This window comes from Rathayibacter sp. AC182, from assembly GCF_979253875.1.
The window spans coordinates 1,865,851-1,890,386 of sequence record NZ_CEEDEK010000005.1 but is presented as its reverse complement, the minus strand read 5'-3'; the positions used below and the strand labels follow the sequence as shown (position 1 = coordinate 1,890,386).

The following is a 24,536-nucleotide window of genomic DNA, read 5'->3' as shown; positions in this document are numbered from 1 at the left end:
CACCCCCTCCTCGGATCAGCTCAGTCGCGTCAGTTGGCGACGCGCAGCGTGATAGCGGCGCTCGTGGTGACGTTGCCGGCCCTGTCCTGCGCCTTCGCGGTCACGGAGTAGGGAGCCGTTGGGGTACGCGGACGAGCTCGCCGAGAGCGTCCACGAGCCGTCGGCCTGCTTCACTCCGTTGCCGAGCTTCGTGCCGCTCGCGTAGAACGCGACGGCGGTCACTCCGACGTCGTCACTGGCTGCGGCGACGAGGCGGATCGTCCCGGTGACGGTCGTCCCCGAGGCGGGGGACGTGATCCGGACGGTCGGCTTCACCGTGTCCACCGGCGCGGTGGTCGCGGTCGCCGTGGGCCGCGGGGTCGCGGTCGCGGTGGCCGTGGGCTTCGGAGTCGCGGTCGGCGAGGGGGTCGCGGTCGCCGTCGGCTTCGGAGTCGCGGTCGGCGAGGGCGCGGGCACGGAGCCGACGGGGATGGTGCTGATCGCGTAGCCGAAGTACTTGCCGGCGGTGGGACGGGTCGGGTCGCCCTGGAAGGAGCGGCCGCGCTCGGTCGCGGCCTTCGCCTGCGCGATGACCTGGCTGCGGACCTGCGCGGGCGCCTTGCCGACGCAGGATCCTCCGGAGCTGAGGCAGTCGAGGACGACGCCGCTGACGGCCGCGGCCGACATGCTGGTGCCGGACTGGACGTAGGCGTAGCCGCCGCCGAGCTTGGTGGTGTACGGGCACATGCCGGGAGCCGGCGATGGTGTGCGCCTGGTCGGCCGCCGTCGCGTAGTTGCTGTTGATGGCGACCGTGTCGTCCTTGGTGGTCACGTTCGCGCACGGCACGGCGGCCAGAGAGCCCGGCTTACCGTCGTAGTTCGCCATGTTCGTCGCGGTCAGGACCTCGTCGTAGGCCGCGGGGACAGCGCCGGCGAGGCTCTTCGGGGTCGACGCGTTGCCGGCCGAGCTCACGATCGTGACGCCCTTGCCGACGACCTCGCACACCATCTGGTGCATGACGTCGTTGTTCGTCCGCCCGCAGTTGTTGTCGTCGGCGCCGACGGCGGCCAGGGACATGTTGACGACCTTGATGTTGCGGGACGCGGCGTTCTTCGACACCCAGTCGAGCGCGCAGACGATGTTCTCGGCGGTGCCCTTGTTGTTCGCGTCGAGGACGCGGATCGAGTAGATCGGAGCGCCCGGGGCGATCTCCACGGTGCCGATCCCGTCGTCGTAGGCGGCCATGTAGCCGGAGACGGCCGTGCCGTGCCCGTTCGAGTCGGACGCGGTGCCCGACCCAGAAGCAGTTGACCTGCTCCTTGAGGTTGTAGTCCGCGTTCGGGTTCACACCCGAGTCGATCACGGCCACGGCGGGTCCGGAGTAGTTCGTGACTCCGTCGCCGGCCCTGACCGGGGCCTTGTCCGCCTCGGCGGTCAGCACGTGCGAGGGCAGGGTCTGCGCCTGGCCCTCGACGAGGACGTCGGCCGGCGCGACGGCCACCACGCGGGGGTCGGCCCCGAGTGAGCGCCTGCTGGCGGGCGGTGAGCGTCGCGGTGAAGCCGGCGGTGCCGCCCTCGTAGGTGACGAGGTCGCTGACACCGAGCGCGGCGACGACCTCTCCTGCGACACGGCACGCGAGTCGACGGTCACGAGGTAGCGGCCGGCGTCACCGGCCTGGGCGGGCGCGGCGCCGGCGAGAGCGAGCCCCGCACCGACGGCGAGAGCCGTGGTCAGGACGCCCAGGCGGCGGAGGAAGGCGCGCGCGGGCGGCGGCGCTCGGGGAACGAAGAAGACAAGGGTTCCATCGATTCTGTCGGCGCGACGGCCGACCGGTCGGTGCTGCGGCTCTGGCCCGCGCGCCGAAGGGCGTCGGCGTCGCGGACGGGACTCGGTCAGGGTCGAGGAGCGACGGGACGACAGCGGCGAGGAGCACCGCTTCTGCACCGACCCCACGGCGCCGCCCTCGATCAGGACCGGGATGCTGACAATTTACCGAAGAAGGACGACTGCCGGATAGAGCAGTACTGTCCCCTCTAGCGCTGACACGCCGTGGGAGGTGCTCAGGCTGTCGGCGCGACCCCGCGCCCTCGAGGATCGGCGAGGCCCGGAGCAGCGCGCGGATCCGGGGCTCCACGTCACGACCGGCGCCCTCTTGCGGACATGTCTGCAAGAGGACACCTCGACGGCCTCCTCCCGGTGACGCACGGCCCTACCGTGAACCCGTGACCCGAGACTCCGACGACGCCCCCGCCCTCCCCTCCGGGCCCTCGCGCCGCCTGGTCGCCCAGTCGTTCGGCTGGTCGGCACCCCTGATCGTCGCCGCCGTCAGCGCACCCGCCGCGCAGGCGAGCACACCGCCACCGACGGCGTTCGAGGGCCTGGTCGGGACGTGGAGCACGGCCCGTCCTGGACGGGGGACTCGTCGAGACGGCGTTCGACGGTCACGAACACGGCCACCGAGACGCTGGTCGTGAACGAGATGGTCTTCACCGCGTCCGAGCCCGACGCGGCCCGCCCGATCGTCGTCGGAGGGCCCCGCGACTTCCTCTGCTTCGTCGGCCCGTCGAGGGCGGCCGCGGGCGGGGACGGGCGCTACGAGCCCGGCCAGAGCCTCCGTCTTCACCTGCAGTGCTCGGCCGGAGGAACGCCGACCGGACCGAGGTGACGGTCGAGGCCTACGAGTCCGGCGTCCCCACTGCGTTCGCCGTTCTCGTCCTGCCGTCCGGGTTCTGACCCACCGTGTTCCGCAGCCTGCGCCGTCACCCCGGCGCGAGGCGCCGTCGGGCTCCGATCGTGCGGAGGAGGAACCCGCCCGACCTGGGGAGGAAGGGTGGTCCGCGACGCGATGCGCCCCTAGGTTGGGGGAACTCAGCTTCGCACCCCACCGAACTCCCCGGAGGAACGCCATGGCCACGACACACGCTCTGCGACGGACAGCGCTCGCGCTGGTCGCGGTCGCCTCCCTCGCCGTGGCGGGTGCCGCGCCGGCGTCCGCTCTCGACACCCGCCGCCTCCCCTCGCCCGAGCAGATCCGCGACTACCTCGGCGGCCCGGTCGTCGCGCCCGCGACCTCGGTCGGCTACGGCGGAGCGGTCTCGTCGGTCGATGCGCTCGCGAGCCGGGTCGGGCTCGAGGTGCTGAAGGCCGGCGGCAACGCCGCGGACGCCGCCGTCGCGACCGCCTCCGCTCTCGGCGTGACCGAGCCGTACAGTGCCGGCATCGGCGGCGGCGGGTACTTCGTCTACTTCGATGCGGCCACCGGCGCGGTGAGCACGATCGACGGTCGCGAGACCGCGCCGGCGGGCATCACTCCGGACGCCTTCCTCGACCCGGCGACGGGCGCCCCGTACCGCTTCTCCCCCGAGCTCGTCTCGTCGGGCGTCTCGGTCGGAGTCCCCGGCACGGTCGCCACCTGGGACACCGCGGTCGACCGCTTCGGCAGCCTGCCGCTCCCCGCCGTGCTGGCGCCGTCCATCGCGCTGGCCGCGAAGGGCTTCCCGGTCGACGAGACCTTCCGGAACCAGACGCTCGACAACCTCGAGCGGTTCCAGGAGTTCCCCGACACGGCCGAGCTGTTCCTCCCCGGCGGTGACGCTCCGCGCGTGGGCAGCACCTTCCGCAACCCGGATCTCGCCAAGACGCTGGCCGGGATCGCCCTGCGCGGTCCGAGCGCGTTCTACGAGGGTCCACTGGCCGCCGAGATCGCCGACACGGTGCAGAACCCCGCGTCGCCGAGGGCTCCGCGCTCCCCGCTCCGGCCGGCTCGCTCACCGAGGCCGACCTCGCCGCCTACTCGGTGCTCGAGCAGGCACCCACCCGCGTCTCGTACCGCGGGCTCGACGTCTACGGCATGGCGCCGTCCTCCTCCGAGGAATCGCCGTGGGCGAGGCGCTCAACATCCTCGAGAACCACGACCTGGGCGCCGAGGAGACGGGCAGCGCCCTGCACCTCTACCTCGAGGCGTCCGCCCGCGCCTTCGCCGACCGGGGCGCCTACGTCGGCGACCCGGCCTTCACCGATGTCCTGACCGGCACTCTGCTCAGCCAGGAGTTCGCCGACTCGCGCGACTGCACGATCGACCCGACGACGGCCTCGGTCGCGCCCCGTCGCCCCCGGCGCTCTCGACGGGTCCGGATGCGCCACCGCCGCCGCAGTGCAGGAGAGCGACACCGAGAACATCTCGACCACGCACCTCTCCGTCGTCGACAAGTGGGGCAACGCCGCGTCCTACACGCTCACGATCGAGCAGACCGGCGGCTCGGGGATGACCGTCCCCGGACGCGGGTTCCTCCTCAACAACGAGCTCACCGACTTCTCCACCGTGTACGTCGCCACGGATCCGAACCGCATCGAGCCGGGCAAGCGCCCGGCGGTCGTCGATGTCGCCGACGATCGTGCATCGACGACGGGAAGGTGAAGTTCGTCGTCGGCTCGCCCGGAGGATCGACGATCATCACCACGGTGCTCCAGACGCTGGTCAACCGCATCGACCTCGGCATGACGCTGCCGGAGGCGGTGGCCGCACCCCGCGCCTCCCAGCGCAACACCGCCTCGACCACGGCCGAGCCCGAGTTCATCGAGGCGTACGCCGACGACCTCGCCCTTCGGGCAGCAGCTGACACCCTCGGGCGACTCCTTCACCTCGGCCGCGCAGATCGGCGCGGTGGCCGCGATCGAGGTCGACCCGTCGGGTCTCATGACGGCAGCGGCCGAGCCCGTGCGGCGCGGCGGCGGCGTCGGCCTCGTCGTCGATCCGGCGGAGTGACCACGGGCCGTGCCCTCGCGCGGGGCGACCGCGGTGCCGCGAGACCGGCGCCGCGGAGCTCCTCGCGGACTCGCGCGAGGCGTCGACGGATCGCAGGAGCGGCCGCACTGCTGGCCGGTCTCGCCCTCGCGACGGCCGGCTGCACCGGAACGACCGCGGCCGCGTCCTGCGCGATGCCGGAGCTCGAGCTGCGGGAGTCGGCCCTGCACCCCGGCGGCATCGTCCGAGTGCACGCCGACTTCATCCACGAGACGTGCGAGGACACCGAGGGTACGAGCCGCGCCGCCTCGGACGTCGCGGTCACCCTCACCCCGTCGGCCATGGGCGACGAGATCGTGCTGGGCCGGCCGGCGCCCGAGGGCGAGCGCTCCACCGTCAGCGGCTCCTTCGACCTCCCCTCCGATCTGCCCCTCGGTGCGGCCGTGCTCGCGGTGCGCACCGGGAGCGGGTGACCGGATCGACGCCGAGCTGCCGATCGAGATCACGGAGGCTCCGGCCAGCTGAGGAGCGCTCGGGATCCCCAGCGATCACGAGGGCCGACGGCGCTGCGAGGCGGGGGCGGCGCGAGGCGTTCGGGGATGCCCGTCCCGCTCTTGCGCAGGCACTTGCATTTTGCAAGCATGACTCCCATGAGCCTCTTCCTCACCTGCCCGGTCGAGAGCGTCGAGCGCGCGACCGCCTTCTACACCGCCCTCGGCTGGACGTTGAACGCCGAGATGTCGGACCACAACGTGTCGTGCTTCTCGATCGCTCCGGAGCAGTACGTCATGCTCGGCAGCCGCGAGATGTATGCGGGCGTCGGCGGCACCGAGGACCTGATCGGCGGCCCCGGCACGCCCTCGAAGATCACGGTCTCGTTCGATCTGCCCAGCCGCGAGGCGGTGGACGAGCTCGTCGAGCGCGCCGCGGCCGCCGGTGGGCGGGTCGGCGACACCGACGACTACCCGTTCATGTACCAGCGCCAGTTCGACGACGTCGACGGCTACCACTACTCGCCGTTCTGGATGAAGCCGGACGTCGATCCGACCGCATGAGCGACCTCGCCGCGGCTCTTCGAGGCCGTCGGCGCCCGGATGGGCCCTGCTCATTGTGGAGCGGCTGCTCGACGGGCCCCAGCGCTACGGCGACCTGCAGCGCGACCTCGGCGTGCCGACGAACATCCTGGCGACGCGCCTCCGCGAGCTCGAGGCGGCCGGCGTGCTGACCCGCCTGCCCCTGCGGCACAACACCCGCGCCTACGCGCTGACCGACCGCGGGCTGGCGCTGCGCGAGGCGATCACCGCGCTCGGAGAAGTGGGGCGCGGACGAGAACGGAGCCTCGACATGACCGCACTCCCCGCGATCGGAGCCCCCGCACTTCGAGCGCTCGCAGCCGTCGGCATCCGCACCCTCGAGGACCTCCGCGGACGGGATCTCGCTCCGCTGGCGGCGCTGCACGGAGTCGGACCGAAGGCGATGCGACTGCTCACCGAGGCGTGCCGGTCGTCGAGCGGGGACATCGTCCAGTCCTACTCCGCCCGCGCCGAGGAGTACGCCGCGCTCTTCGGCTCGATGTCCTCAGTGCACCCGTCGGACGAGCACCTCGTCTCGTCGTGGGCGCGGAGCGTGGAGGGACGCCTGCTCGACGCCGGATGCGGCCCCGGGCAGTGGACGGCCCACCTGGCCGAACGGGGCCTGGACGTCAGCGGTGTCGATCGCGTGCCGACCTTCATCGAGCTCGCTCGGCGGGCCCACCCGGAGGTGCCCTTCACCGTCGGCGACATCGACGCCCTGGAGGAGAGCGACGGCGCCCTGGGCGGGGTACTGGCCTGGTACTCGCTGATCCACCACCGCCCGAGCGCCCTCCCGCGCGCACTCGCCGAGTTCGCGCGCGTCCTCCGGCCGGGCGGCACGCTCCTCGTGGGATTCTTCGCCGGTTCGGAGGTGGAGGCCTTCGACCACGCGATCACCACAGCGTACCGATGGCCGCCGGAGGCACTCGCGGACGAGCTCCGTGCTGTCGGCTTCGAGGTCCTCGAGACGCACACCCGCACAGCGGAGGCGCCCGGCCCCCGTCCCCACGGCGCGATCCTCGCGCGGCGGAGTGCCGACGGCTGACCGCAGGTCGCCACCGGAGTCCGGATCACCCCGCCTCGTCACAGCGGCCTCGCCTCGCCGAGGCGGCCACCTCTCGCGGCGCCCCGACACGTTCGAGTGCTCAGAAGTCATCGCCCTCGAGCGCGAGACTCCAGAAGTCGTCGTACTCGAGCTCGAGTACGACAACTCTTGGAGGGTCAGCCGGGCGAGCGCGCGCCGACCGCTCACGCCCTCGGCGCGGCGCAGGATCAGGTTCGTCATCACCTGGCTCATCACCGCGACGCGATCCTGGTTCAGCAGCTCGATCCGGGTGCGGACCACACCGCGATCGGGCCGGGAGGCGGAGCGACGCGCCCGAGGACCGTGAAGCGGGCGCGCAGGACGTCGTCGGGCCGGACCGGCGCCGACCAGCGGAGCTTCGTCGAGCGCCGGGCGAGGCGATGCTGGTCGCCTGGTTGAGGTAGGACTCGACCAGCATCCGCATCATCATCGCCGTCGTGTGCCAGCCGCTGGCCGCGAGCCCGCCGAGCGGTGTGCTCCGGGCGAGCTCCGGATCGACGTGCATGTCGTGGGGATCGAAGCGGCGGCCGAAGTCGATGATCTCGGCGTTCGTGACCCGGTACGAGCCGTGCTCGAGGACCAGGCCCGGCACGTAGTCGTCGAGGGAGCGCTCGGCGAGCGGTCGCGCGAAGGGCGACGCGTCCTCGGGAGTCGCGGCATCCGGTTCGTAGGGCACGCCCCCACCCTAGGCGCGGGGCGCCGCTCCAGCCTCCCGGGCGCCGGCGTCGAGCGCTCCCGCGCGCTCTCGATCCGAGGCAGAGTGGCCAGCACCCACGAGCCGACCGCCCGGATCGGCTCGGCCATCTCGCGCCCCAGATCGGTGAGCACGCGGCTGCTGCCGACGCTGCTGCGCGTCACCCCGAAGCTCCTCGGCGACAGGGTGTCGGCGCTGTGAGCGGAGCGGTACGCGCACCGACGAGGATGTGACGCATGAGCTTCCCGCCGAACCCGTCCTCGAGCACCTCCCGCCCGCCCCCGGAGCACCCGGGCCCCGGCGCTGATCATGGGGCTCTTCTCGCGGCGGCGCCCCGTCGGCGGTGCTCAGGAGGCGGTCGCCGTCATCGCCGACCCCGTCACGGGGCGGGCCCGCGTCGGCGCCGACGCCGTGCCGGTGTATCCGCTCGTGCTGGACGATCGCGCCCGCGACGTGCTGCTCTCCCGGTTCGCGGCGACCGCGGAGCCCGTGCTCGGCACCCACGCCTCCGGCCTCACCGTGGCCTACGTCCTCGAGCGCGACGCGGCGTGGGAGTACGTGACGGCGGCGAGCGCCGCCCGGCTCGGACTCGACGGCTCCGCGCTCGCTGCGGAGTCGCTCGCCTGGCTGGGCCGCGTGGATGCCGTCGTCGAGCGGAGGCGACGGTCGGTTCTCGCCTCGAGGCGCCGCCCGGTCGCGAGGACCTTCGCGGCGTCGCAGATCCTGCGCGCGGACGTGCTGCACGACCTGCTCGACGAGTTCGTGGCGGGCGACCCGGTGGTCGCGATCGGCCACCGCGCAGCGATGCACCTCTGCGGCAGCGACGACCTCGACGCGGTGGAGGGCCTGCGGGCGCTCGCCCGGGGCCTGTACGAGCTCCGCGACGCCGCGCCGGTGAGCACCGAGGTCTACCGGCTCGGAGCGGGCGGGTCGGCCGTCCCCTGGTGAGCGGGCCGCGACCGAGCCGGCTCTCGGATCGGCCTCCGCACCACCTGTCACAGGAGCGCCGCCGCCTGCAGTGACGGTGCCCAGCACACGGCACCGCCCCCGGCCCTCCGCGCGAGCGGGGAACGGGGGCGATGCCGTGCCTGCGGGAAGGCGAGTCACCGGATCACGGCTTGCCGGGCACCTTCCTCGTGACGATCACGTCGAACGTGCTGGTCCGGGTGTTGCCGGCCGCGTCCTTCGCCGTGCACGTCACGGTCGTGGTGCCGATCGAGAAGCGGCTGCCGCTCGGCGGGGTGCAGATCAGGCGGACCGCTCCGTCGCGCGTGTCGATCGCCGACGGCAGCGTGCGCGCCAGACCTTCGCCCCCGACGCTCCGTTCGAGACCGCGCGCACGTCGGACGTGTCGGCGATGCGGGGGGCGAGCACGTCCGCCGGGCGGGCGGGCAGCTTCGACGGATCCACGATGCCCCAGTAGGCCGGAGTGACCTGGAGGTCGTCGTCGAACGGGAGCGGCTGCCCCACGGGCGCGCCATCGGCCATGTCCGGAGCCAGCTGCGGGCGTTGCTGATGCCCCAGAAGGTCACCGACTCGATCGACGAGTCGTGCTCGCGCAGCATCGCGAACAGGTCGCGGTAGTAGTAGCCCACCTCGGCCGCCGCGTCCTCGTCGTCCTCGAACGCCGGGCTGTGCGGGTCCACCGGGGCGCCGCTGACGTCCGCACCCTGGTTCTCGGTCGACGCGTTCACGTCGAGCTCGGTGATCGCCTGGAGCAGCGTGGGATCGAGCTCCTCGACCGCCTCGATCGAGTCCTCGAGCCACTGCACCGGCCGGGCGACGTCGACGTGGGCCTGGTGGCCCACTCCGTCGATCGGCACACCGCGGGCCTGCAGGGCCGCGATGAGCTCCACGTAGTCCGCCCGCTTCTCGGGCATCTCGGTGTTGTAGTCGTTGATGAACAGCTCGGCGTCCGGGAAGTACTGGTCGGCGAGACGGAACGCCTCGTCGACGAAGCCCTCGCCCAGCACCTGGAACCAGCGGCTGTCCCGCATGTCGTGCGGATTCGCGGTGTCGCCGTCCGCGATGACCTCGTTCACGACGTCCCAGGCCCAGACCGGGCTGTCGCCGTCGGGGTAGCGCGCGTCGAGGTGCGCGGCGATCCCGGCGATGTGCGCCCGCATCCGGGACTTCAGCAGCGCCTGGTCGGCGGGGCTGCTCGTCAGCGGTCGCGTGCCGTCGAGGAAGAACCACGCCGGGGTCTGCGAGTGCCAGGCCAGCACGTGCCCGTAGACGTCGATGCCCTCGGCGTCGGCGAAGTCGAGCAGCTGGTCGAGCTGCGTGAAGGTGAACTCGCCCCTCCACGGGCTGCACGCTTCCGGGCTTGCCCGCGTTCTCGGGCGTGAAGGCGTTGTAGTGCTTGCGGAGGAGGTCCGCGGCGGTGCCGACCGTCTCGCGGGCGTCGATGGCGACCCCCACGTGCTCGATCCCGGCGGCGCCCAGCACGTCCTTCAGCGCGGGGACATCGCTCTGGATCGGCGTCTCGACGATCGGCTCGAGGACGAAGTCGTCGAGCAGGAAGTCGACGCCCACGGGGCCCTCGACGTAGATCTGCACCCGGTCGGCCGCGGCCGCGAGGGTGTAGGTGCCGCTCATCCGGACCCAGCCGTCGGCCGTGACCTGCGCGCCGGCTCCGGCGACGCCCTCGTAGGCGCTGCCGCCGCCGTTGTCGCGCTGCACCGAGATCTTCAGCCCCGCGGGCGACTGCCCGGGAGCGAGCTTCGCCCAGACGGACACTCCGACCGCGGTGCCGACGGGCATGCCGGCGGTGGCGTCGATCGTCGCGCCGTGCCACGGCTGCGTGCGGCTCGTAGACCAGGAGGATCCCGATCCGGAGTGCGCGTCGGCGCTCGTCGCGACCTGCACGCCGTCGCCGCGGGCCGCCCAGCCGTCGAGGCCGTCCTCGAAGTCGGAGGAGAGGCCCGGCTGCACCGCCGCCGCGGGGCCGCCCTGGGGCAGCACGAACTCCCAGCCCTCGGCCTGCTTCTCGGTGACGACGGTCGTGACCGCCTTCACCGTGCCACCGCGATCGCCTCCGCCGTCGTGGGCGAGGACGATCGCGCCGGGCGTGAAGGCGGCGCGGAGGTTCGCCGTCAGGGTCGCCTCGCTGAGGTCGTTGCCGTCCCAGTCCGAGATGGTCGAGCCCAGGCCCAGCGGCTGCATCCCCAGCGCCGCGGCCACGGCGCCGGTCGCGCCCCAGCTGCCGTTGGGGGCACGGAAGTACGGCACCGCGAGCGACGGGTCGCCGACGGCCTCGCGGATGATGCGGAGGTTGGCCTTCAGGTCGGTCTCGACCTGCGCCTGGGTCCACGAGCCCATGTCGGCGTAGGAGGTGCCGTGGTTGCAGAGGGTGTGACCCTCGGCGACGATGCGCCGGAGCAGTTCCGCTCCGCCCGCCTGCTGCACGTTCTGGCCGATCACGCAGAACGTGGCGCGGATGCCGCGGGCCTTCAGCAGATCGAGGATCGCCGTGGTCTCGCCCGGGTTGGGCCCGTCGTCGAAGGTGAGCGCGACCCGGTTCCCGGTGCCGCGCGCGGCGGTCACCGGTGTCGTCGTCGCTCCGACCGCTCCTCCGGACACGAAGGAGGCGTCGGGAGTCGGCTGCCAGGTGACGGGCGCGGGAGCCGCGGTGCCGGTGATCACGATGTCGTCCAGGAGGTAGTCGGCCCGGCGAGCGCGCTCGTGCCGATGTAGGCGCGGAGGGTCGCGGGGTCGGCGCCGGCGGGAGCGGCGAAGGTGCCGCTCACCGTGGTCCACGCGTCGGAGGTCACGGTCGTGTTCCCCACCCAGAGAGTGGCCTCGATGACGAAGCGGGCCGAGGCCGTCGGCCGGCCGGGCCGGCGAGGCGCACCTGCGCCGACATCGTGTAGAGCCGCCCGGCTGGAGCAGGTTCGCCGGAGTCTTGACCCGTCGTAGTCGTTGGCGCGGCCCTGCACGGCAACGCCTTGTCGCCGCCCTCGGGGATCACCGAGAGCGTCGGGCCGCCGTTCTGCACCAGCGGATCCCACGCGCCGTCCTCGAAGTCCTCCTGGAAGAAGGACGGTCGGCTCGAGCTCCGCGGCCTGGGCCGAGGGCAGCACCAGCGCGCCCGCGAGAGGCCGAAGGCGGTGGCTCCGGCGAGCAGGCCGCGCCGGTGGCGGAGGAGGGAGCGGCGGTCAGCCGGCAGGGGGCGGCAGTGACCGGAGCGTCCGGTCGTCGTCCCGGATGGGATCGTTCTTCATCGAACAGCACCTCTCGAAAGTTTCGACCTCGGTGTCGAAATCTGTTGGTGTGCTGACGGTAACCGGACCCCGCAAGGGGGTCAATTGTTTTCGAAACACTTTGTTGGCATGTGCAACGAATGTGTCGACAGCGAGCCGACACGCACGGCCGGGAGTGGCCGGTCCTCAGACCCGGGCGGTCGAGCCCCGGACGACGAGCGTCGTCGCGAGATCCATCCGTGAGGCTGCGTCGACGCGCCGTCCCGAGCCGGAGGACGAGGCGGGTCGCCTCCTCCCCCATCGGCCGGAGAGGCCGGTGCACCGTCGTGAAGCGGCGGCGAGGTCCACCTGGGCGATCGGCAGATCGTCGTAGCCGACGAGGGAGACGTCCTCCGGCACGCGCGGTGACCGAGCATCCGCGCGGCTCCGGAGAACACCGAGGAAGCCCGTGCGTGGTCCGACTCCGGCGAAGAGCGCCGTGGAGGCGACGCCGACGACAGCAGCTCCAGGGCGTGATCCCGGCCGCCGGGCACGTGGAAGCCGCCGAACCGGATGAGCGGCTCGCGTCCACCTGGCACTCCCGCCGAGGCCATCGCGGACCGGAATCCGTCGAGCCGCGCGCGGGAGCACATCATGTCCGCCGGGCCGGTGACGACCCGGATCCGCACGTGCCCCTGCTCGAGGAGGCGCCGCGCGGCGAGCACGCCGCCCATCCAGTTCGCCGACCCGACCGACGGCACGTCGGGAGCGGATCTTCCCGGAGGGGTCGATGATCGCGGTAAAGGGGATGCCGGCGGAACGCAGCCGGCGCTTGTGCTCCTCGGCGAGGCCGGACAGCACCAGCACCGTCGCCCGCAGGGCGCCGACCGAGGACCCCGCGGTCACCCACTCGGGCCCGGCGAGCGGTGGTCTCCACTCAGCGCGAGGACGACGCCCATGCCGTGCTCTCGCGGGCGACGGACTCGACGCCCTGGATGATCTGCGTCGACCAGGCGCTCTCGATCTCGTGGAAGACGAGCCCGAGGATAGGGGTCGAGGTCGAGCGCCCCGCGGCGCCGGCAGCCGTGCGCGCCGAGGAGGGCCTCGGACCTCTGCTGCGCAAGGTCGCCGGCGCGACGTCGGAGCGGCCGTTGAGGACCTTGGAGACCGTCGAGAGCGACACCCCCGCCTCCTCGGCCACGCGGGGCGAGCCGGGCGCGCGCGGGGACGACGGGCACTTCCTCCCACCGCGCACCTCGCACTCGTCCGGGACCGCCGGTCCGGGACCGGCCGTCGCCCGGCGGCCCCCGGCGGATCGGCGCCTCGCCCCCGATCCTACGGACCGACGCGGACGGCCTCCGTGCTTGACCCTTGAGAAAGCTTTTCAGTAAAGTAACTCAGACATCAAGACATATGTGTGCGGCGGGAGTCACGACCCGCCCCGGCGCGACCGCCCGCCGGCCGCTCCCCCACCTCCCCTGAGCCCCCCACTCGGCCCCCTTTCCCCGCCTCGTCGGCCCCTCCGGGTCGCCCGGAGGCTCTGCACGTGCCCGCGCATGGACCACTCGTGCGACCGGCCGACACGTCGATGCCACCGGAGCAGATCACCCCATGACCACGATCACCCCCGCGAGACCCGACGCCGAGAACCCCGCGAGACCGGGATCCGCGACTCCCGCGACACCCGGATCCGGAGAACCCTGCCCGATCCGACGCCGAGAACCTCTGCCCGGATCGAGAGGCCACCGCCGCCACTCGGGTGCCCCGTCTTTCGGATTCGCGCCTCAGACGCACCTGGCCGAGCTGACCGCCACCACCATGACCGCCGGCGCCCGGGTCGTCGGCGCCTTCGCCGTCGTACTCTGTACCTCCGGCATCCGCTGAACCGGAACCACCCGAGCAACTTCGTCCCACTGACGCCCGAGCAGACCCGCGCGATCGAGCGGGCGGAGACCGATCTCCCGCGCCGGGATGATCGAGCAGGTCGTCCGCATCCGCTATCCCACTCTTCTGGGACGCCGTCCGCACCGCGAAGGTCGGACCGGCCGATGCGAAGAACCCCGAGCCTCGGCTCGCCGCCCACGCCAACGACGTCCTCCGCGCTCAGGACCCGCACCACGCGCCGTGCGGGTACCCTGGGCCACAGCCACCACGACCGGCCGCCTCTCGCGCGGCGATCTCGCCCGAGAGCACCTGCGTGATCGTCGACCGCGAGCTTTCCCACCGCGCCCGGCTCCTCCAGGCCGGACCGCACCTCGTGGCGACCTGGAGCGCGGATCGACGGCCGCCACTCACCGTCGTCTACGACCGCCGGACGGCCCTGGCGCTGCGGGTGGAGTTCACCGTGCACCATCCCGGGAGCTGAGGCGTCCCTCCACCGCGCCGGTCGTCGCGGTGCGCTGCTCCGTCGGCTCTTCGGCGGAGGAGCATCGGTTGCCCTCCCGGCCGGCGCGTGCCTTACTTCCCTCATGACTCCAGGACTCCCCTCATGACTCCGGGGGACGGCGATGCTCGGCGCCGCGTGCGTCCTGGTCGGCGCCGTGACCGGGTGCTCGGCGGCGGGGTCGACCGAGTCCGGAGCCGGCCGGACCGCGGCGACGGTCGAGCACGAATGCGTCTTCCAGTCCGAGATCGGCGAGGAACGAGCCGGGGCGGCGTGCTCTCGGTGCATCGCGGACCGGACGGGCCGTGCGACGGATCCTCAGGCCGAGACGGGCACGACGCAGCGGTTCGAGCTCCGCTCCATCGTGGAGGCGGACCTCGGTGCGGGCGAGCGTCGACGTCGACGTCGCGAGCGACGGATCCCTGGCCTTCGACGTGCAGGTCCCGGAGGAGCTCCGGCTCGGCCGGGCCCTCCTGCAGGCCGTCTCCCTCGAGCGGGAGTGCCGATCCGGCCGTGCTGACCGCCCGGCGCCGACGGTCCGCTTCGTCGTCACGGACTCCTCCGTGCAGGATCTGCGGCTCGCCTCCGCCCCCTCCCCTGACATCACCCGGACCCGTGGGGCGACGGACAGCAGCCGGGCCTCCTACCGTCCCGGTCCGCTCCCCGACCAGATCACGGTCGTCCTCCCCGGACCCACCTGCGAGACGGTGCTCCGCGTCCTTCGTGACCGACGCTCCGGCGGACAGCCCCGAGATGGTGAGCGCGATCCGAGGAGACGCCTGCAACGAGAGCCTGAACTGGTGGATGAGCGTCGTCGACGTGCCGGACGGCTACGCCGACTACGACTCGGTGAAGGTCGACAACGTCCCGGCCGTGCTCCTGCCTGCGCCGTGAAGCACGTCCCTCCACGGCACGGGCGGGAGTCAGGGGGCCGACGACGTCGTGGCCGCGAAGCCGACCCGCACCCTCCGCTGAGCGGGGACGCCCCTCCTGCGAGCCGCCGGTAGATTGGCCCGCGAGATGACTGCCGACCCCGATTCGCGCCAGTGGCGGAGGCCGTCCGTGACGGCCGATCAGCACGGCCGATGCGGCGACCGCCGCCGCACTGTTCGGCGCGTCCATCCTCTCGCTCGTGCTCGGACGCGCGATCGGCATGTACCCGGACGGCGCCGAGCCGCCGCTGAGCATCGGCCTCCTGGCTCCTCGTGACGCTGCCGCTCGCCTTCCGCCGCCTGGCACCCGTGCCCGTCCTCGCCGTCACCGCGGCGGCCGCCCTGCTGGTCGGCGAGCTGCGCGTGCCCGAGCTCACCATCACCAACATCGCCCTCTTCACGGCGATGTACAGCGTGGGCGCCTGGGAGCCGAGGCGGGCGCGGGCGGACTGGCGCGCGGCGTGCTGGTGACCGTGATGGCCGTCTGGCTGCTCGTGACCTTCTTCCGCGCGAGCACGCAGGACCTCGAGTTCGACGGCGGGCATCGGCGCGCTCACTCCGGTCGCCGCGTACCTCCTCCAGCAGATCCTGATCAACGTCCTCTACTTCGCGGGGTCCTGGTGGTTCGGCAACCACGCGTGGGCGTCGGCGCGCCAGCGGGCCCTGACCGACCTCCGCACCCGGCAGCTCGAAAACGAGCAGGCCAAGGTCGCCCGGCAGGCCATCACGATCGAGCGTCTGCGCATCGCGCGGGAGCTGCACGACGCCGTGGCCCACCACGTCCCGCTGATGGGCGTCCAGGCGGCGGCGGCGCGGACCCTGCTCGACCCCGACACCGACAGGGCCCGCGGGCAGCTCGAGGCCCTCGAGGGCACGTCGCGCGCGGCCGTCGGCGAGCTGTACCAGCTCCTCGGCACGCTCCGCGACGAGGAGTCCGTGCTCGACCCGGTCACCGCCGCTCGGCCTCGACTCCCTTCCCGCGCTGATCGCCGACGCCGAGGCGGCCGGGCTCCGAATGACGCTCGAGCAGGTCGGCGAGCCGTTCGACGCCGCCGCTGGTCGGGCTGAACCTCTACCGCATCGCTCAGGAGTCGCTGACGAACGTGCTCAAGCACGCCGGCCCCGGCACGAGGGCGCGCGTCCACGTGCGCTACAGCGGGTCCACCGTCGAGCCCGAGGTCGCCGACGACGGACTGGGCCGCCTCGGCCCCCGCCAGCGCAACGGCGGCCTCGGCCTCCTCGGCATGCGCGAGCGCGCGGCGACACTGGACGGCACGCCTCGAGGCGGGGCCGCGCGCCGGCTCCGGCTGGGTCGTCCGCGTCGCCGTCCCCCCGGGGGGTCTCGGCATGAGCGACGTCCGCGTCGTCCTCGTCGACGACCACGCCCCGATGCGCCAGGGCATCAGCACGATCCTCTCGGTGCAGCCCGGGATCGACGTCGTCGGAGAGGCCTCCAGCGGCGAGGAGGCGCTCGAGCTCGTCGCGCGCACCCGCCCCGACGTGGTGTGCATGGACGTCGAGATGCCGGGCATCGGCGGGATCGAGGCGACGAGGCGGCTGCTCGCCGATCCCCGGACGCCGGTGCGCGTGCTCACGCTGACGACCTTCGACCGCGAGGACCACCTGCTCGAGGCGCTCGACGCCGGAGCGAGCGGCTTCCTGCTGAAGAACTTCCGCCTCCCGAGCACCCGGTCTACGGGGTGCGGGCGATCGCAGCCGGAGAGGCGCTGCTCGCACCCGAGCTGACCCGAGCGGTCATCGAGCGCGCCGTGGCCGCCGACCGCTCGCGGACCTCCCCGTCGACCGGCCCGAGCCCGACCAGCTGACCCCGCGCGAGATCGAGGTGCTGCGGCCGATGGCGCAGGGGCTCTCGAACGACGAGATCGCCGACCTGCTCGGAGTCGGGCGCGCCACCGTGAAGACCCACGTGTCGAACGTGCTGATGAAGCTCGCGCTGCGCGACCGGGTGCAGGCGGTCGTCTACGCCTACCGGTCGGGCCTGGTCGGCTGAGCCCTTTTCTCCGTCCCGGGAGGCGGAGACGCGGGTTCACCCCCGGGCCGGAAGCGCTCGATCCGGCCCGCTCCTAGCGTGGAGGTGTCAACGGATCCCGGGGAGGTCGCATGCTCAGCGTGCAGAACATCAGTCGTAGTTTCGGCGAGCGCCGCGTCGTCGACGACGTCAGCTTCGACGTGGGCCGCGGGCGGCTCACCGGCTTCGTCGGGGAAACGGAGCGGGCAAGACCACGACCATGCGGATGATCCTCGGGGTCCTCCGCCCCGACTCCGGCACCGTGACCCTCGACGGCGCGCCCGTGGGCCAGGCCGCCCTGCACGGCTTCGGCTACATGCCGGAGGAGCGCGGCCTCTATCCCAAGATGGAGATCGGCGAGCAGCTGGCCTACCTCGCGCGCCTGCACGGCATCGACAAGGCGACCGCCGTGCAGCGCGGCGACGACCTGCTCGAGCGGCTCGACTCATCGAGCGCCGGCGGGACAAGCTCGAGGCGCTCTCGCTGGGCAACCAGCAGCGCGTCCAGGTCGCCGCGGCGCTCGTGCACGACCCCGACGTGCTGATCATGGACGAGCCCTTCTCGGGGCTCGATCCGCTGGCCGTCGACGAGGTGGTCGCCGTCATCGCCGAGCACGCCGCGCGCGGAGTGCCGGTGCTCTTCTCCTCCCACCAGCTCGACGTGGTCGAGCGACTCTGCGACGACCTGGTCATCATCGCGGGCGGCCGGGTGCAGGCGGCCGGCGAGCGCGAGGCGCTGCGCGATCAGCACTCCGGCAACCGCTGGTCGCTCGAGATGACCGGCGACGTCGGCTGGATCCGCGGACTCCCCGGCGTCGAGGTGGCCGAGCTCGCCGGCACGTCGGCCCTCTTCCACGCCGACGCGGCGGCCGCCGACGCGGTCCTGCGCGCGGCGGTCGAGCGGGGCACCGTGTCGTCCTTCCGGCCGGTGAGGCCGACCTCGGAGAGATCTTCCGGGACATCGTGGTCAGCGCACCCTCGGGTGCCGACGAGCAGCAGCCTGATGAGCACCAGCACGAGCACCACCACCCCCGCGACCGGCAGCGCCCCTCGTCCGGACGCCCCCCGCGACGCGAGGCTCGGCACCCGGGGCGCGACGCTCCTCGTCGCCGAGCGCGAGATCCTCTCGCAGGTCCGCTCGAAGGCGTTCATCGTCTCGACCGTGATCACCCTCGCCCTGGTGATCGGCGGCATCGTCCTCTCGAGCGTGCTGGGCAACCGCACCGCCGAGGCGACTCCGGTCGCGGTCGTCGGATCCGCGCCCTCCGCCGTCGCCGACGCGGACACCCTCGAGGTCACCGAGGTCGCGACACGGGCCGACGCGGAGGACCTGGTCCGCGACGGAGCGGCCGACGCGGCCCTCGTCCCCGACGACTCCGCGGTCGGCTTCTCGGTCGTCGCCCTCGACGAGGCTCCCGAGGGGCTCGTCTCCTCGCTCTCCGTCAGCCCGGCGGTCGAGCTCCTCGACGCCTCCGAGACCCCGTCCGGTCTGCGCACGCTCATCGGGCTCGCCTTCGGCCTGGTCTTCATGCTCGCGGTCCTCGGCTCGGGCGCGACGATCATGCAGAACACGGTGCAGGAGAAGCAGTCGCGCATCGTCGAGATCCTGCTCGCGGCCGTTCCCGCCCGGGCGCTGCTCGCGGGGAAGATCCTCGGCAACTCGGTGATCGGAGTCGGCACCGCCGCCGCCATCGCGGCCGCGGCGGCCCTCGGGCTCGGCGGTCACCGGCCAGACCGAGCTGCTGGACCCGCCGTCGGCGCCGCTGTATCTGGTTCGTCGTCTTCTTCGTCTTCGGGTTCGTCCTCGTCGCGAGCGTCTTCGCGGCCGGTGCCGCCCTGGTCTCGCGCCAGGAGGACACGGCTCGGTGATGACCCCGGCGATGATGCTCGTGATGGTGCCGTACTTCGGAGTCGTGCCTTCGGCGACAACGCGCTCGTCATGACGATCCTGTCGTACGTCCCGTTCAGCGCTCCCGTCGCGATGCCCGTGCGCCTGTTCTTCGGCGAGGCCGACTGGTGGGAGCCGCTCGTCTCGCTGGCGCTCCTCATCGTGGCGACGACCGCCGTGATGGCCGTGGCCAGCACGATCTACACGAACTCGCTGCTGCGGATGGGCTCGCGGGTGAAGCTCCGCGAGGCCCTGACGTCGAGCTGACCCCGGTCGGCTCCACTCGGCTCGCCGGACGGCGGGTGCGCTAGGGTCCCGCCATGCAGCGCAGGCGGACTCCGGGCGCTGCCCGTCGTCCCCGTGCGCCGGGCCGCGCCGTGAGCGGGCCGCTCCTGCTCGCGATCGCCGGGCTCGCCGCGCTCGACGCCTTCAACCCCGCGACGATCGTCGCGGTGACCCTCATCCTCCTGGCCGCCCCGCGCCGTCCGGCGCTGACGGCGCTCGTGACGGTCCTCGGCGCCGCGCTCACGGTGTTCGGCGCCGGCGCCGCCCTGTTCCTCGGCGCGGGGGCGGCGGCCGGAGCCGTGGACGGCATCGTGCAGGGCATCCGCTACCTGGCTTTCGCCGCAGCGGGGGTCGTGCTGGTCGTCTCGGGGATCCGACGGTTCCGCACGCGGCCGCGCCGGCGCATCGCGCTCCTCGCTGGTTCACCCCCTGGACCGCGCTGCCGTTCGGAGCGCTGCTCACCGGCGCCGACCTGCCCAACGCGTTCCCCTACTTCATCGCGATCGAGCGCCTCCTCGACGCCCGGCTCGGCCTCGCCGAGGGCCTGCTGGTCCTCGCCGGCTACGCCGTGATCTACTGCCTGCCCTGCCTCGTGCTGCTCGCGGTCGGACTGCGCGCCCGGAAGCGGACCCACGACGCGCTCTCCTACGTCGCCGAGCACCTCGGCTCGGGCGAGGTGAGGGCCTCGCCCGCGACCGGCATCGTGCTGATCGTGCTCGGCGCGGTCGTCACCTCGCTGCCCTACTGGGCGCTGCGCTGAGCGGCGCCCGCCCTGGGAAGGCGATCGTGCTGCCCCGACGAGGGCGCCCCTCCGCAGAGGCGGCCGTCGTCATACGGGGGCCGGGTCCCTCGCCCCCGTCGTCGACGGAGTCGCCGCCCGCGCGCTCCGCTCCAGAGACGCGTGGCGCCCGCGGCCGCAGCTCGCTCACGACCGTCCCCGCAACGATGAGCGCGGCGCCGACCAGCGCGAGACCCGGCAGCCGCTCGCCGGCCAGGCGGCCGACGACTCCGGCCCAGACCGGCTCGGCGGCGTAGATGATCGTGGCGCGGCTGGGCGAGACGGAGCGCTGAGCCCAGTTCATCGTCAGCTGGATGAGGCAGCTGCTCGCCCCCAGCGCGAGGGCGGCGACGAGCCACACCGCAGGAGAACGCGGGGATCGCTTCTCCCGCGACGGGCATGGCCGCGAACCCGAGCCCGCCGGCGACGAGCAGCTGCACCACGGTCACGCGCCCGAGATCGACCCGGCCGGCGAACACGCCGATCAGGATGATCTCGGCGGCGATCGGGATCGTGCTGACGAGCGTCGCGATCTCGCCCGCGCCGAGCGCGACTCCCGGCTGCGGCCCGGCCACGAAGAGGAGCCCGACGAACGCCAGCGCGACGCCCACCAGGGTGAGGACCCCGGTCGCCGCCGGAAGACGACCCACTGCAGCAGCGGCACCAGCGGCACGTAGAGGGCGGTGAGGAACGCGGAGGTGCTGCTCGGGATGCTCTGCAGGCCGAAGGTCTGCAGCTCGTAGCCGAGCGCGATCATCAGTCCGATCGCGGCGCCCGCACCGAGGTCGATCCACCGCATCCCGCGCAGGGTCCGGTGGAAGACCAGGGCGCTGATCAGCCCGGCCACGACGAAGCGGACCCCGACGAAGAACAGCGGACCGCTGTGCTCCATCGCCACGTGCACGGCGAGGAACGTCCCGCCCCAGACCGCGGTGATGCCGATCAGCGCCCACTCGGGCCTCGAGAACCGGAGGGAGCGGAGGAGCGGGAAGTGCAGCATTCTGCACACTCTAGGGTGCAGAATAGTGCGCATGCAACCGTCCTCGGTCCTCGCCCACGTCGGCAGCAACCTGCGGCAGGCCCGACAGCACGCGGGCCTCAGCCAGGCCGCGCTCGCGGAGCGCTCGGGCATCAGCCGGCGCACGATCGTGAACGTGGAGGCCGGAGAGGCCAACATCAGCCTGACCGGCGTCGACCGCCTCGCGGAGGCCCTCGGCACCAGCTTCACCGCGCTCGTCTCGGCACCCGGCGGCTCTGCGACGTCGATCGGCGAGGTGGCCTGGCGCGGCGCGGATCCGGCGAGCGTCGCCGTGCTGCTCGCCTCGGTCCCCTCCCGCGAGGAGTCGCAGCTGTGGACCTGGACGCTCGGGCCGGGAGAGCGCTACGACGCGCAGCCCGACCCCGACGGCTGGCACGAGATGCTCCTCGTCACCGACGGCGCCCTCCTCCTCGCTCGCGACGGGGAGGAGGATCTGACCCTCGCCGCCGGGCGGCACGTCGCGTTCTCGACGGCCCGCGAGTACGCCTACGTGAACGCCGAGGCGGAGCGCCCGGTCGCCTTCGTCCGCATCGTCGTGCGGTGACGCCGGCCGCTCGCGCGCGAGTGGTTCACTGGACGGATGACCGATCGTGACGCCCGCATCGCCGATTTCGCCGAGTTCCTGACGGCCTCCTCCTCCTCTTCCACGCCGCTGCCGAGAGCGCGCGGCGACTGGACGCCGCAGGGTTCACCGGGCTGGACGAGACCCGGGCGTGGCCCGCCGAGCCCGGCCGGTACTACGTCGTGCGCGACGGCGCGATCATCGCGTGGCACGTCCCGGCGACCGCCGACGCCGTGACGCCGTTCCGGATCCTGGGCGCGCACACCGACTCCCCCGGCTTCACCCTCAAGCCGCGGCCGACGATCGGGTCGGAGGGCTGGCTGCAGGCCGGAGTCGAGATCTACGGCGGGCCGCTGCTCAACTCCTGGCTCGACCGGGAGCTCGAGCTGGCGGGCCGCGTCGCGACGCGCGACGGGCGCGAGCTGCTCCTGCGCACGAGGCCGTTCCTCCGGATCCCGCAGCTCGCGATCCACCTCGACCGCGAGCAGAACGAGGGCCTCACCCTCGACCGGCAGAAGCACACCGTGCCCGTGTTCGGTCTCGGCGACTCCTCCGAGGTCGATCTGCTCGACCTCCTCGCCGCCGAGGCGGGGCTCACCGACGCGTCCGACATCGCCGGCTACGACCTCGTCACCTGCGACACCCAGCCGCCCCGGCGCTTCGGCCTCGACGACGCGCTGTTCGCGGCCGGGCGGATGGACGACCTCAGCTCCGTCCACGCCGGCCTCGTCGCCCTGCTCGCGGCGAGCGCCGCCCCGCCCCGCCGCGTCACATCAGCGTGCTCGCCGCCTTCGACCACGAGGAGCTCGGGGTCCGCCAGCCGCTCCGGAGCCAGCGGCCCGTTCCTCGAGGACGTGCTGAACCGCGTCTCGGCCTCGCTCGGCGCCGGAGTCGAGGAGCGGGCGCGCGCGATCGCCGCCTCCTGGTGCCTCTCGGCCGACGCGGGCCACTCCGTGCACCCGAACCGCGCCGACAGGCACGACCCGGTGAACCACCCCGTCGCGGGCGGAGGTCCCCTGCTCAAGATCAACGCCTCGCAGCGCTACGCGACGGATGCGCGGGGCGCCGCGCTCTGGGCGGCCGTCTGCGCGCAGGCCGGCGTCGAGTACCAGGAGTTCGTCTCGAACAACTCCGTCCCGTGCGGCTCGACGATCGGGCCCTCACCGCGACCCGCCTCGGCATCGCCACCGTCGACGTGGGCGTTCCGCTGCTCTCGATGCACTCGGCCCGCGAGCTCGCGCACGTCGACGACCTCGTCGCACTCGCCCGCGCGATCGAGGCGTTCTTCACTCCGGAGGCGTGACCCCGGCCGCCGGGAACTCTGCTCCGCGCCGCGCGGTTGTCCCCGGCATGTCCTCGCGCCTGCTCATCGTCCACGGCTACCGCGCCTCGGTCCGCGCCCACTGGTTCCCGTGGCTGGAGCGCGAGGCCGAGGCGCTCGGCGCGGCGGTCACGCGCGTCGTCCTGCCCGATGCGATGGCTCCGGATGCGGCCGCCTGGCGCTCGAGCGTCGGGGAGGCTCTGGGATCCGCCCGCGGACCGGTCCGCCTCGTCGTGGTCGCGCACAGTCTCGGCTGCATCACCGCGCTGCGCGCGATCGCCGCCACCGGCACGCACGTCGACGGCGCCGTGCTGGTGTCGGGATTCGTGGAGCACCTCCCGGCCCTGCCGGCCCTCGACGGCTTCCTCGGCGAGGACCCGGCCTCCGTGCTCGCGGAGGCGGCTCCGCATCTGGGCGCCGTGCACGTCGTCCGCTCCGACGACGACCCGTTCGTGCCCGCCTCCGCGACGGACTCCCTGGCCTCCGCGCTCGGCGCTCCGGTGGACGTCGTCCCCGGCGGCCGCCACTTCCTCGCGTCCGAGGGCTTCACCGAGCTGCCGGTGGTCGGCCGCCTCGTGCGCACGCTCCTCTGACACGCCCCTCCCGCTGGTCGAGCAGGCCCCGCCGGGGCGTACAGAGACCCGCCACCACCCGGCGCCCGCCCGTCAGAACCGCGCAGCCACCTCGTACAGCACCTCGTCGTCGCCCGCGTAGATCCCCTCGGCGCGCGGCCAGTGCGAGATCACGTCGGTGAAACCGAGCTCCGCGGCGCGGCCGACCATCTCGTCGAACACGTCGACGCTCTCGAGCGAGAAGTGCGGTCCGGAGTCGAGGGACAGGTGCCGCCCGAGCGTCCCCGGATCGCGGCCCGCCGCCTCCAGTGCGTCGTCGAGGTGGCGGCCGAGGACGCCGACCGCGGCCCACCACTCCTCGCCCGAGGACGCCTCCGGCCCCGTCGTGACCCAGCCCTGCGCCCGCTCGGCCACGAGCGCGAGGCCCTTCGGACCGTTCGCCGCGAGCACGAACGGCACGCGCGGCACGCTGCACGGGCTCGCCCACCATGCGCGCCCCGCGCGCCGTGAACCACTCGCCGTCGAGGTCGATGCCGCCCGAGCCGGGCTCCTCGTGCCGGAGCAGCACGTCGAGCCCTGCGACGAACTCGACGTAGCGCTCGCGCCGCTCCCGCGGCGAGTACGCGGGCTGCCCGACCACCGACGCGTCGAAGCCCGTGCCGCCCGAGCCGATCCCGAGGACGAAGCGCCCACCGGCGATGTCGTCGAGCGTCGCGATCTCCTTCGCGAACGGCACCGGGTGCCGGAAGTTCGGCGACGCGACGAAGGTGCCGAGCCGGATGGTCTCGGTGACGAGCGCCGCCGCGGTGAGGGTCGGCACCGTCGCGTGCCAGACCTGGTCGGCCAGCGAGCGCCACGAGAGGTGGTCGTACGTCCAGGCGTGATCGAAGCCGAGCCCCTCCGCCGACTGCCACTTCCGGCGGGCGGTGGACCAGGACTCCTGCGGGAGGATGACGATGCCGTGGCGCATCCTGCGAGCGTAGATCCGGGC

At 73.1% G+C, this 24,536-nt stretch carries 29 protein-coding genes and 7 pseudogenes; 23 read left to right on the top strand and 13 right to left on the bottom strand.

Annotated elements, in window-relative coordinates; all coding sequences use genetic code 11:
- Positions 1 to 15: 15 nt before the first annotated feature.
- Together AC0CII_RS21920 and AC0CII_RS21915 are read right to left on the bottom strand one after the other, a co-directional pair.
- Entirely contained in the window at positions 16 to 726 is a 711-nt protein-coding gene (locus AC0CII_RS21920; protein WP_465230617.1) for an Ig-like domain-containing protein, read from the bottom strand.
- Between the two features lie 118 nt (positions 727 to 844).
- Positions 845 to 1,225 (bottom strand): annotated as a pseudogene (locus AC0CII_RS21915) (S8 family serine peptidase); the annotation flags it as partial.
- 978 nt (positions 1,226 to 2,203) lie between these two features.
- Here AC0CII_RS21915 and AC0CII_RS21910 point away from each other — a divergent pair.
- The 6 genes and pseudogenes from AC0CII_RS21910 (at position 2,204) to AC0CII_RS21885 (ending at position 6,843) form a co-directional block, all read left to right on the top strand.
- Entirely contained in the window at positions 2,204 to 2,455 is a 252-nt protein-coding gene (locus tag AC0CII_RS21910; protein WP_465230616.1) for a hypothetical protein, read from the top strand.
- Positions 2,452 to 2,646: a hypothetical protein gene (locus tag AC0CII_RS21905; protein WP_465230615.1), complete on the top strand. Its 195-nt coding sequence runs from the start codon at positions 2,452 to 2,454 to the stop codon at positions 2,644 to 2,646. The genes AC0CII_RS21910 and AC0CII_RS21905 overlap by 4 nt, the downstream gene beginning before the upstream one ends.
- A 241-nt stretch (positions 2,647 to 2,887) precedes the next feature.
- Positions 2,888 to 4,746: pseudogene (gene ggt, locus AC0CII_RS21900) on the top strand (gamma-glutamyltransferase).
- Entirely contained in the window at positions 4,743 to 5,198 is a 456-nt protein-coding gene (locus AC0CII_RS21895) for a hypothetical protein (protein WP_465230614.1), read from the top strand. Before ggt ends, AC0CII_RS21895 begins: the two are co-directional and overlap by 4 nt.
- 177 nt (positions 5,199 to 5,375) lie before the next feature.
- On the top strand, positions 5,376 to 5,780 hold the full coding sequence (locus AC0CII_RS21890) for a VOC family protein (protein ID WP_465228070.1): 405 nt from the start codon (positions 5,376 to 5,378) through the stop codon (positions 5,778 to 5,780).
- A 55-nt stretch (positions 5,781 to 5,835) separates the two neighbouring features.
- Positions 5,836 to 6,843 carry a methyltransferase domain-containing protein gene (locus AC0CII_RS21885; protein WP_465230613.1) on the top strand — a complete coding sequence of 336 codons (1,008 nt, stop codon included), beginning with the start codon at positions 5,836 to 5,838 and terminating at the stop codon, positions 6,841 to 6,843.
- A gap of 100 nt (positions 6,844 to 6,943) precedes the next feature.
- Here AC0CII_RS21885 and AC0CII_RS21880 read toward each other — a convergent pair whose 3' ends face one another.
- On the bottom strand, positions 6,944 to 7,558 hold the full coding sequence (locus tag AC0CII_RS21880; RefSeq protein WP_465230612.1) for a MaoC/PaaZ C-terminal domain-containing protein: 615 nt from the start codon (positions 7,556 to 7,558) through the stop codon (positions 6,944 to 6,946).
- Between the two features lie 84 nt (positions 7,559 to 7,642).
- Between AC0CII_RS21880 and AC0CII_RS21875 the strand changes: the two genes are divergently transcribed.
- Complete coding sequence (locus AC0CII_RS21875) at positions 7,643 to 7,777, top strand: hypothetical protein (RefSeq protein ID WP_465230611.1); 135 nt, start codon at positions 7,643 to 7,645, stop codon at positions 7,775 to 7,777.
- 108 nt (positions 7,778 to 7,885) lie between these two features.
- Complete coding sequence (locus AC0CII_RS21870) at positions 7,886 to 8,524, top strand: DUF1444 domain-containing protein (protein WP_465230610.1); 639 nt, start codon at positions 7,886 to 7,888, stop codon at positions 8,522 to 8,524.
- Positions 8,525 to 8,687: 163 nt separating this feature from the next.
- On the opposite strand, the gene AC0CII_RS21865 is transcribed toward AC0CII_RS21870, so the two are convergent.
- From AC0CII_RS21865 to AC0CII_RS21840, 6 genes and pseudogenes are all read right to left on the bottom strand, one after another.
- Positions 8,688 to 8,825, bottom strand: coding sequence for an HYR domain-containing protein (locus tag AC0CII_RS21865; RefSeq protein WP_465231057.1), 138 nt, complete (start codon positions 8,823 to 8,825; stop codon positions 8,688 to 8,690).
- Between the two features lie 295 nt (positions 8,826 to 9,120).
- Positions 9,121 to 9,846 (bottom strand): annotated as a pseudogene (locus tag AC0CII_RS21860) (endo-1,4-beta-xylanase); the annotation flags it as partial.
- 328 nt (positions 9,847 to 10,174) lie between these two features.
- Positions 10,175 to 11,122, bottom strand: a pseudogene (locus tag AC0CII_RS21855) (polysaccharide deacetylase family protein); the annotation flags it as partial.
- A gap of 95 nt (positions 11,123 to 11,217) precedes the next feature.
- The gene (locus tag AC0CII_RS21850; protein ID WP_465230609.1) at positions 11,218 to 11,658 is read right to left on the bottom strand and encodes a hypothetical protein; all 441 of its coding nucleotides are present in this window, start codon (positions 11,656 to 11,658) and stop codon (positions 11,218 to 11,220) included.
- A gap of 221 nt (positions 11,659 to 11,879) precedes the next feature.
- Positions 11,880 to 12,491 (bottom strand): hypothetical protein, encoded by a 612-nt coding sequence (locus tag AC0CII_RS21845; RefSeq protein WP_465231056.1) that lies wholly within the window; start codon positions 12,489 to 12,491, stop codon positions 11,880 to 11,882.
- 203 nt (positions 12,492 to 12,694) lie between these two features.
- On the bottom strand, positions 12,695 to 12,940 hold the full coding sequence (locus AC0CII_RS21840) for a hypothetical protein (protein ID WP_465230608.1): 246 nt from the start codon (positions 12,938 to 12,940) through the stop codon (positions 12,695 to 12,697).
- Between the two features lie 428 nt (positions 12,941 to 13,368).
- On the opposite strand from AC0CII_RS21840, the gene AC0CII_RS21835 reads away from it, so the two are divergent.
- Both AC0CII_RS21835 and AC0CII_RS21830 read left to right on the top strand, forming a co-directional pair.
- Positions 13,369 to 13,641, top strand: a complete 273-nt coding sequence (locus AC0CII_RS21835; protein WP_465230607.1) for a hypothetical protein — start codon at positions 13,369 to 13,371, stop codon at positions 13,639 to 13,641.
- A gap of 313 nt (positions 13,642 to 13,954) precedes the next feature.
- Positions 13,955 to 14,122 (top strand): hypothetical protein, encoded by a 168-nt coding sequence (locus tag AC0CII_RS21830; RefSeq protein ID WP_465230606.1) that lies wholly within the window; start codon positions 13,955 to 13,957, stop codon positions 14,120 to 14,122.
- Between the two features lie 121 nt (positions 14,123 to 14,243).
- Here AC0CII_RS21830 and AC0CII_RS21825 read toward each other — a convergent pair whose 3' ends face one another.
- Positions 14,244 to 14,693 (bottom strand): hypothetical protein, encoded by a 450-nt coding sequence (locus tag AC0CII_RS21825; RefSeq protein WP_465230605.1) that lies wholly within the window; start codon positions 14,691 to 14,693, stop codon positions 14,244 to 14,246.
- A 200-nt stretch (positions 14,694 to 14,893) separates the two neighbouring features.
- Here AC0CII_RS21825 and AC0CII_RS21820 point away from each other — a divergent pair, with 200 nt between their 5' ends.
- The 9 genes and pseudogenes from AC0CII_RS21820 (at position 14,894) to AC0CII_RS21780 (ending at position 20,033) form a co-directional block, all read left to right on the top strand.
- Entirely contained in the window at positions 14,894 to 15,034 is a 141-nt protein-coding gene (locus tag AC0CII_RS21820; RefSeq protein WP_465230604.1) for a hypothetical protein, read from the top strand.
- Positions 15,035 to 15,345: 311 nt separating this feature from the next.
- A complete protein-coding gene (locus AC0CII_RS21815; protein WP_465230603.1) occupies positions 15,346 to 15,543 on the top strand; it encodes a DUF7134 domain-containing protein in 198 nt (65 codons plus the stop codon).
- Between the two features lie 297 nt (positions 15,544 to 15,840).
- Positions 15,841 to 16,140 (top strand): histidine kinase, encoded by a 300-nt coding sequence (locus tag AC0CII_RS21810; protein ID WP_465230602.1) that lies wholly within the window; start codon positions 15,841 to 15,843, stop codon positions 16,138 to 16,140.
- 279 nt (positions 16,141 to 16,419) lie between these two features.
- Positions 16,420 to 16,818, top strand: coding sequence for a response regulator (locus AC0CII_RS21805; protein ID WP_465230601.1), 399 nt, complete (start codon positions 16,420 to 16,422; stop codon positions 16,816 to 16,818).
- Between the two features lie 97 nt (positions 16,819 to 16,915).
- The gene (locus tag AC0CII_RS21800; protein WP_465230600.1) at positions 16,916 to 17,083 is read left to right on the top strand and encodes a response regulator transcription factor; all 168 of its coding nucleotides are present in this window, start codon (positions 16,916 to 16,918) and stop codon (positions 17,081 to 17,083) included.
- Positions 17,084 to 17,193: 110 nt separating this feature from the next.
- Positions 17,194 to 18,066, top strand: a pseudogene (locus AC0CII_RS21795) (ABC transporter ATP-binding protein); the annotation flags it as partial.
- Between the two features lie 37 nt (positions 18,067 to 18,103).
- Complete coding sequence (locus tag AC0CII_RS21790) at positions 18,104 to 19,255, top strand: ABC transporter permease (protein ID WP_465230599.1); 1,152 nt, start codon at positions 18,104 to 18,106, stop codon at positions 19,253 to 19,255.
- A 53-nt stretch (positions 19,256 to 19,308) separates the two neighbouring features.
- A complete protein-coding gene (locus AC0CII_RS21785) occupies positions 19,309 to 19,845 on the top strand; it encodes a hypothetical protein (RefSeq protein ID WP_465230598.1) in 537 nt (178 codons plus the stop codon).
- On the top strand, positions 19,842 to 20,033 hold the full coding sequence (locus AC0CII_RS21780) for a hypothetical protein (RefSeq protein WP_465230597.1): 192 nt from the start codon (positions 19,842 to 19,844) through the stop codon (positions 20,031 to 20,033). The genes AC0CII_RS21785 and AC0CII_RS21780 overlap by 4 nt, the downstream gene beginning before the upstream one ends.
- On the opposite strand, the pseudogene AC0CII_RS21775 reads toward AC0CII_RS21780, so the two are convergent.
- Together AC0CII_RS21775 and AC0CII_RS21770 are read right to left on the bottom strand one after the other, a co-directional pair.
- A pseudogene (locus AC0CII_RS21775) lies at positions 20,002 to 20,424 on the bottom strand (EamA family transporter); the annotation flags it as partial. The gene AC0CII_RS21780 and the pseudogene AC0CII_RS21775 sit on opposite strands and share 32 nt — an antisense overlap.
- A 111-nt stretch (positions 20,425 to 20,535) precedes the next feature.
- On the bottom strand, positions 20,536 to 21,084 hold the full coding sequence (locus AC0CII_RS21770) for an EamA family transporter (RefSeq protein ID WP_465230596.1): 549 nt from the start codon (positions 21,082 to 21,084) through the stop codon (positions 20,536 to 20,538).
- Between AC0CII_RS21770 and AC0CII_RS21765 the strand changes: the two genes are divergently transcribed.
- The 4 genes and pseudogenes from AC0CII_RS21765 (at position 21,083) to AC0CII_RS21750 (ending at position 23,566) form a co-directional block, all read left to right on the top strand.
- Complete coding sequence (locus tag AC0CII_RS21765) at positions 21,083 to 21,634, top strand: helix-turn-helix transcriptional regulator (protein WP_465226484.1); 552 nt, start codon at positions 21,083 to 21,085, stop codon at positions 21,632 to 21,634. The genes AC0CII_RS21770 and AC0CII_RS21765 overlap by 2 nt on opposite strands.
- A 36-nt stretch (positions 21,635 to 21,670) precedes the next feature.
- A complete protein-coding gene (locus AC0CII_RS21760) occupies positions 21,671 to 21,889 on the top strand; it encodes a hypothetical protein (RefSeq protein WP_465230595.1) in 219 nt (72 codons plus the stop codon).
- Positions 21,787 to 22,955, top strand: a pseudogene (locus AC0CII_RS21755) (M18 family aminopeptidase). The gene AC0CII_RS21760 and the pseudogene AC0CII_RS21755 overlap by 103 nt, the downstream one beginning before the upstream one ends.
- Before the next feature lie 47 nt (positions 22,956 to 23,002).
- Entirely contained in the window at positions 23,003 to 23,566 is a 564-nt protein-coding gene (locus AC0CII_RS21750) for an RBBP9/YdeN family alpha/beta hydrolase (RefSeq protein WP_465226486.1), read from the top strand.
- Here the strand turns inward: AC0CII_RS21750 and AC0CII_RS21745 are convergent.
- Positions 23,520 to 24,515, bottom strand: coding sequence for an LLM class flavin-dependent oxidoreductase (locus tag AC0CII_RS21745; protein ID WP_465231055.1), 996 nt, complete (start codon positions 24,513 to 24,515; stop codon positions 23,520 to 23,522). The two genes, AC0CII_RS21750 and AC0CII_RS21745, sit on opposite strands and share 47 nt — an antisense overlap.
- Positions 24,516 to 24,536: the final 21 nt, after the last annotated feature.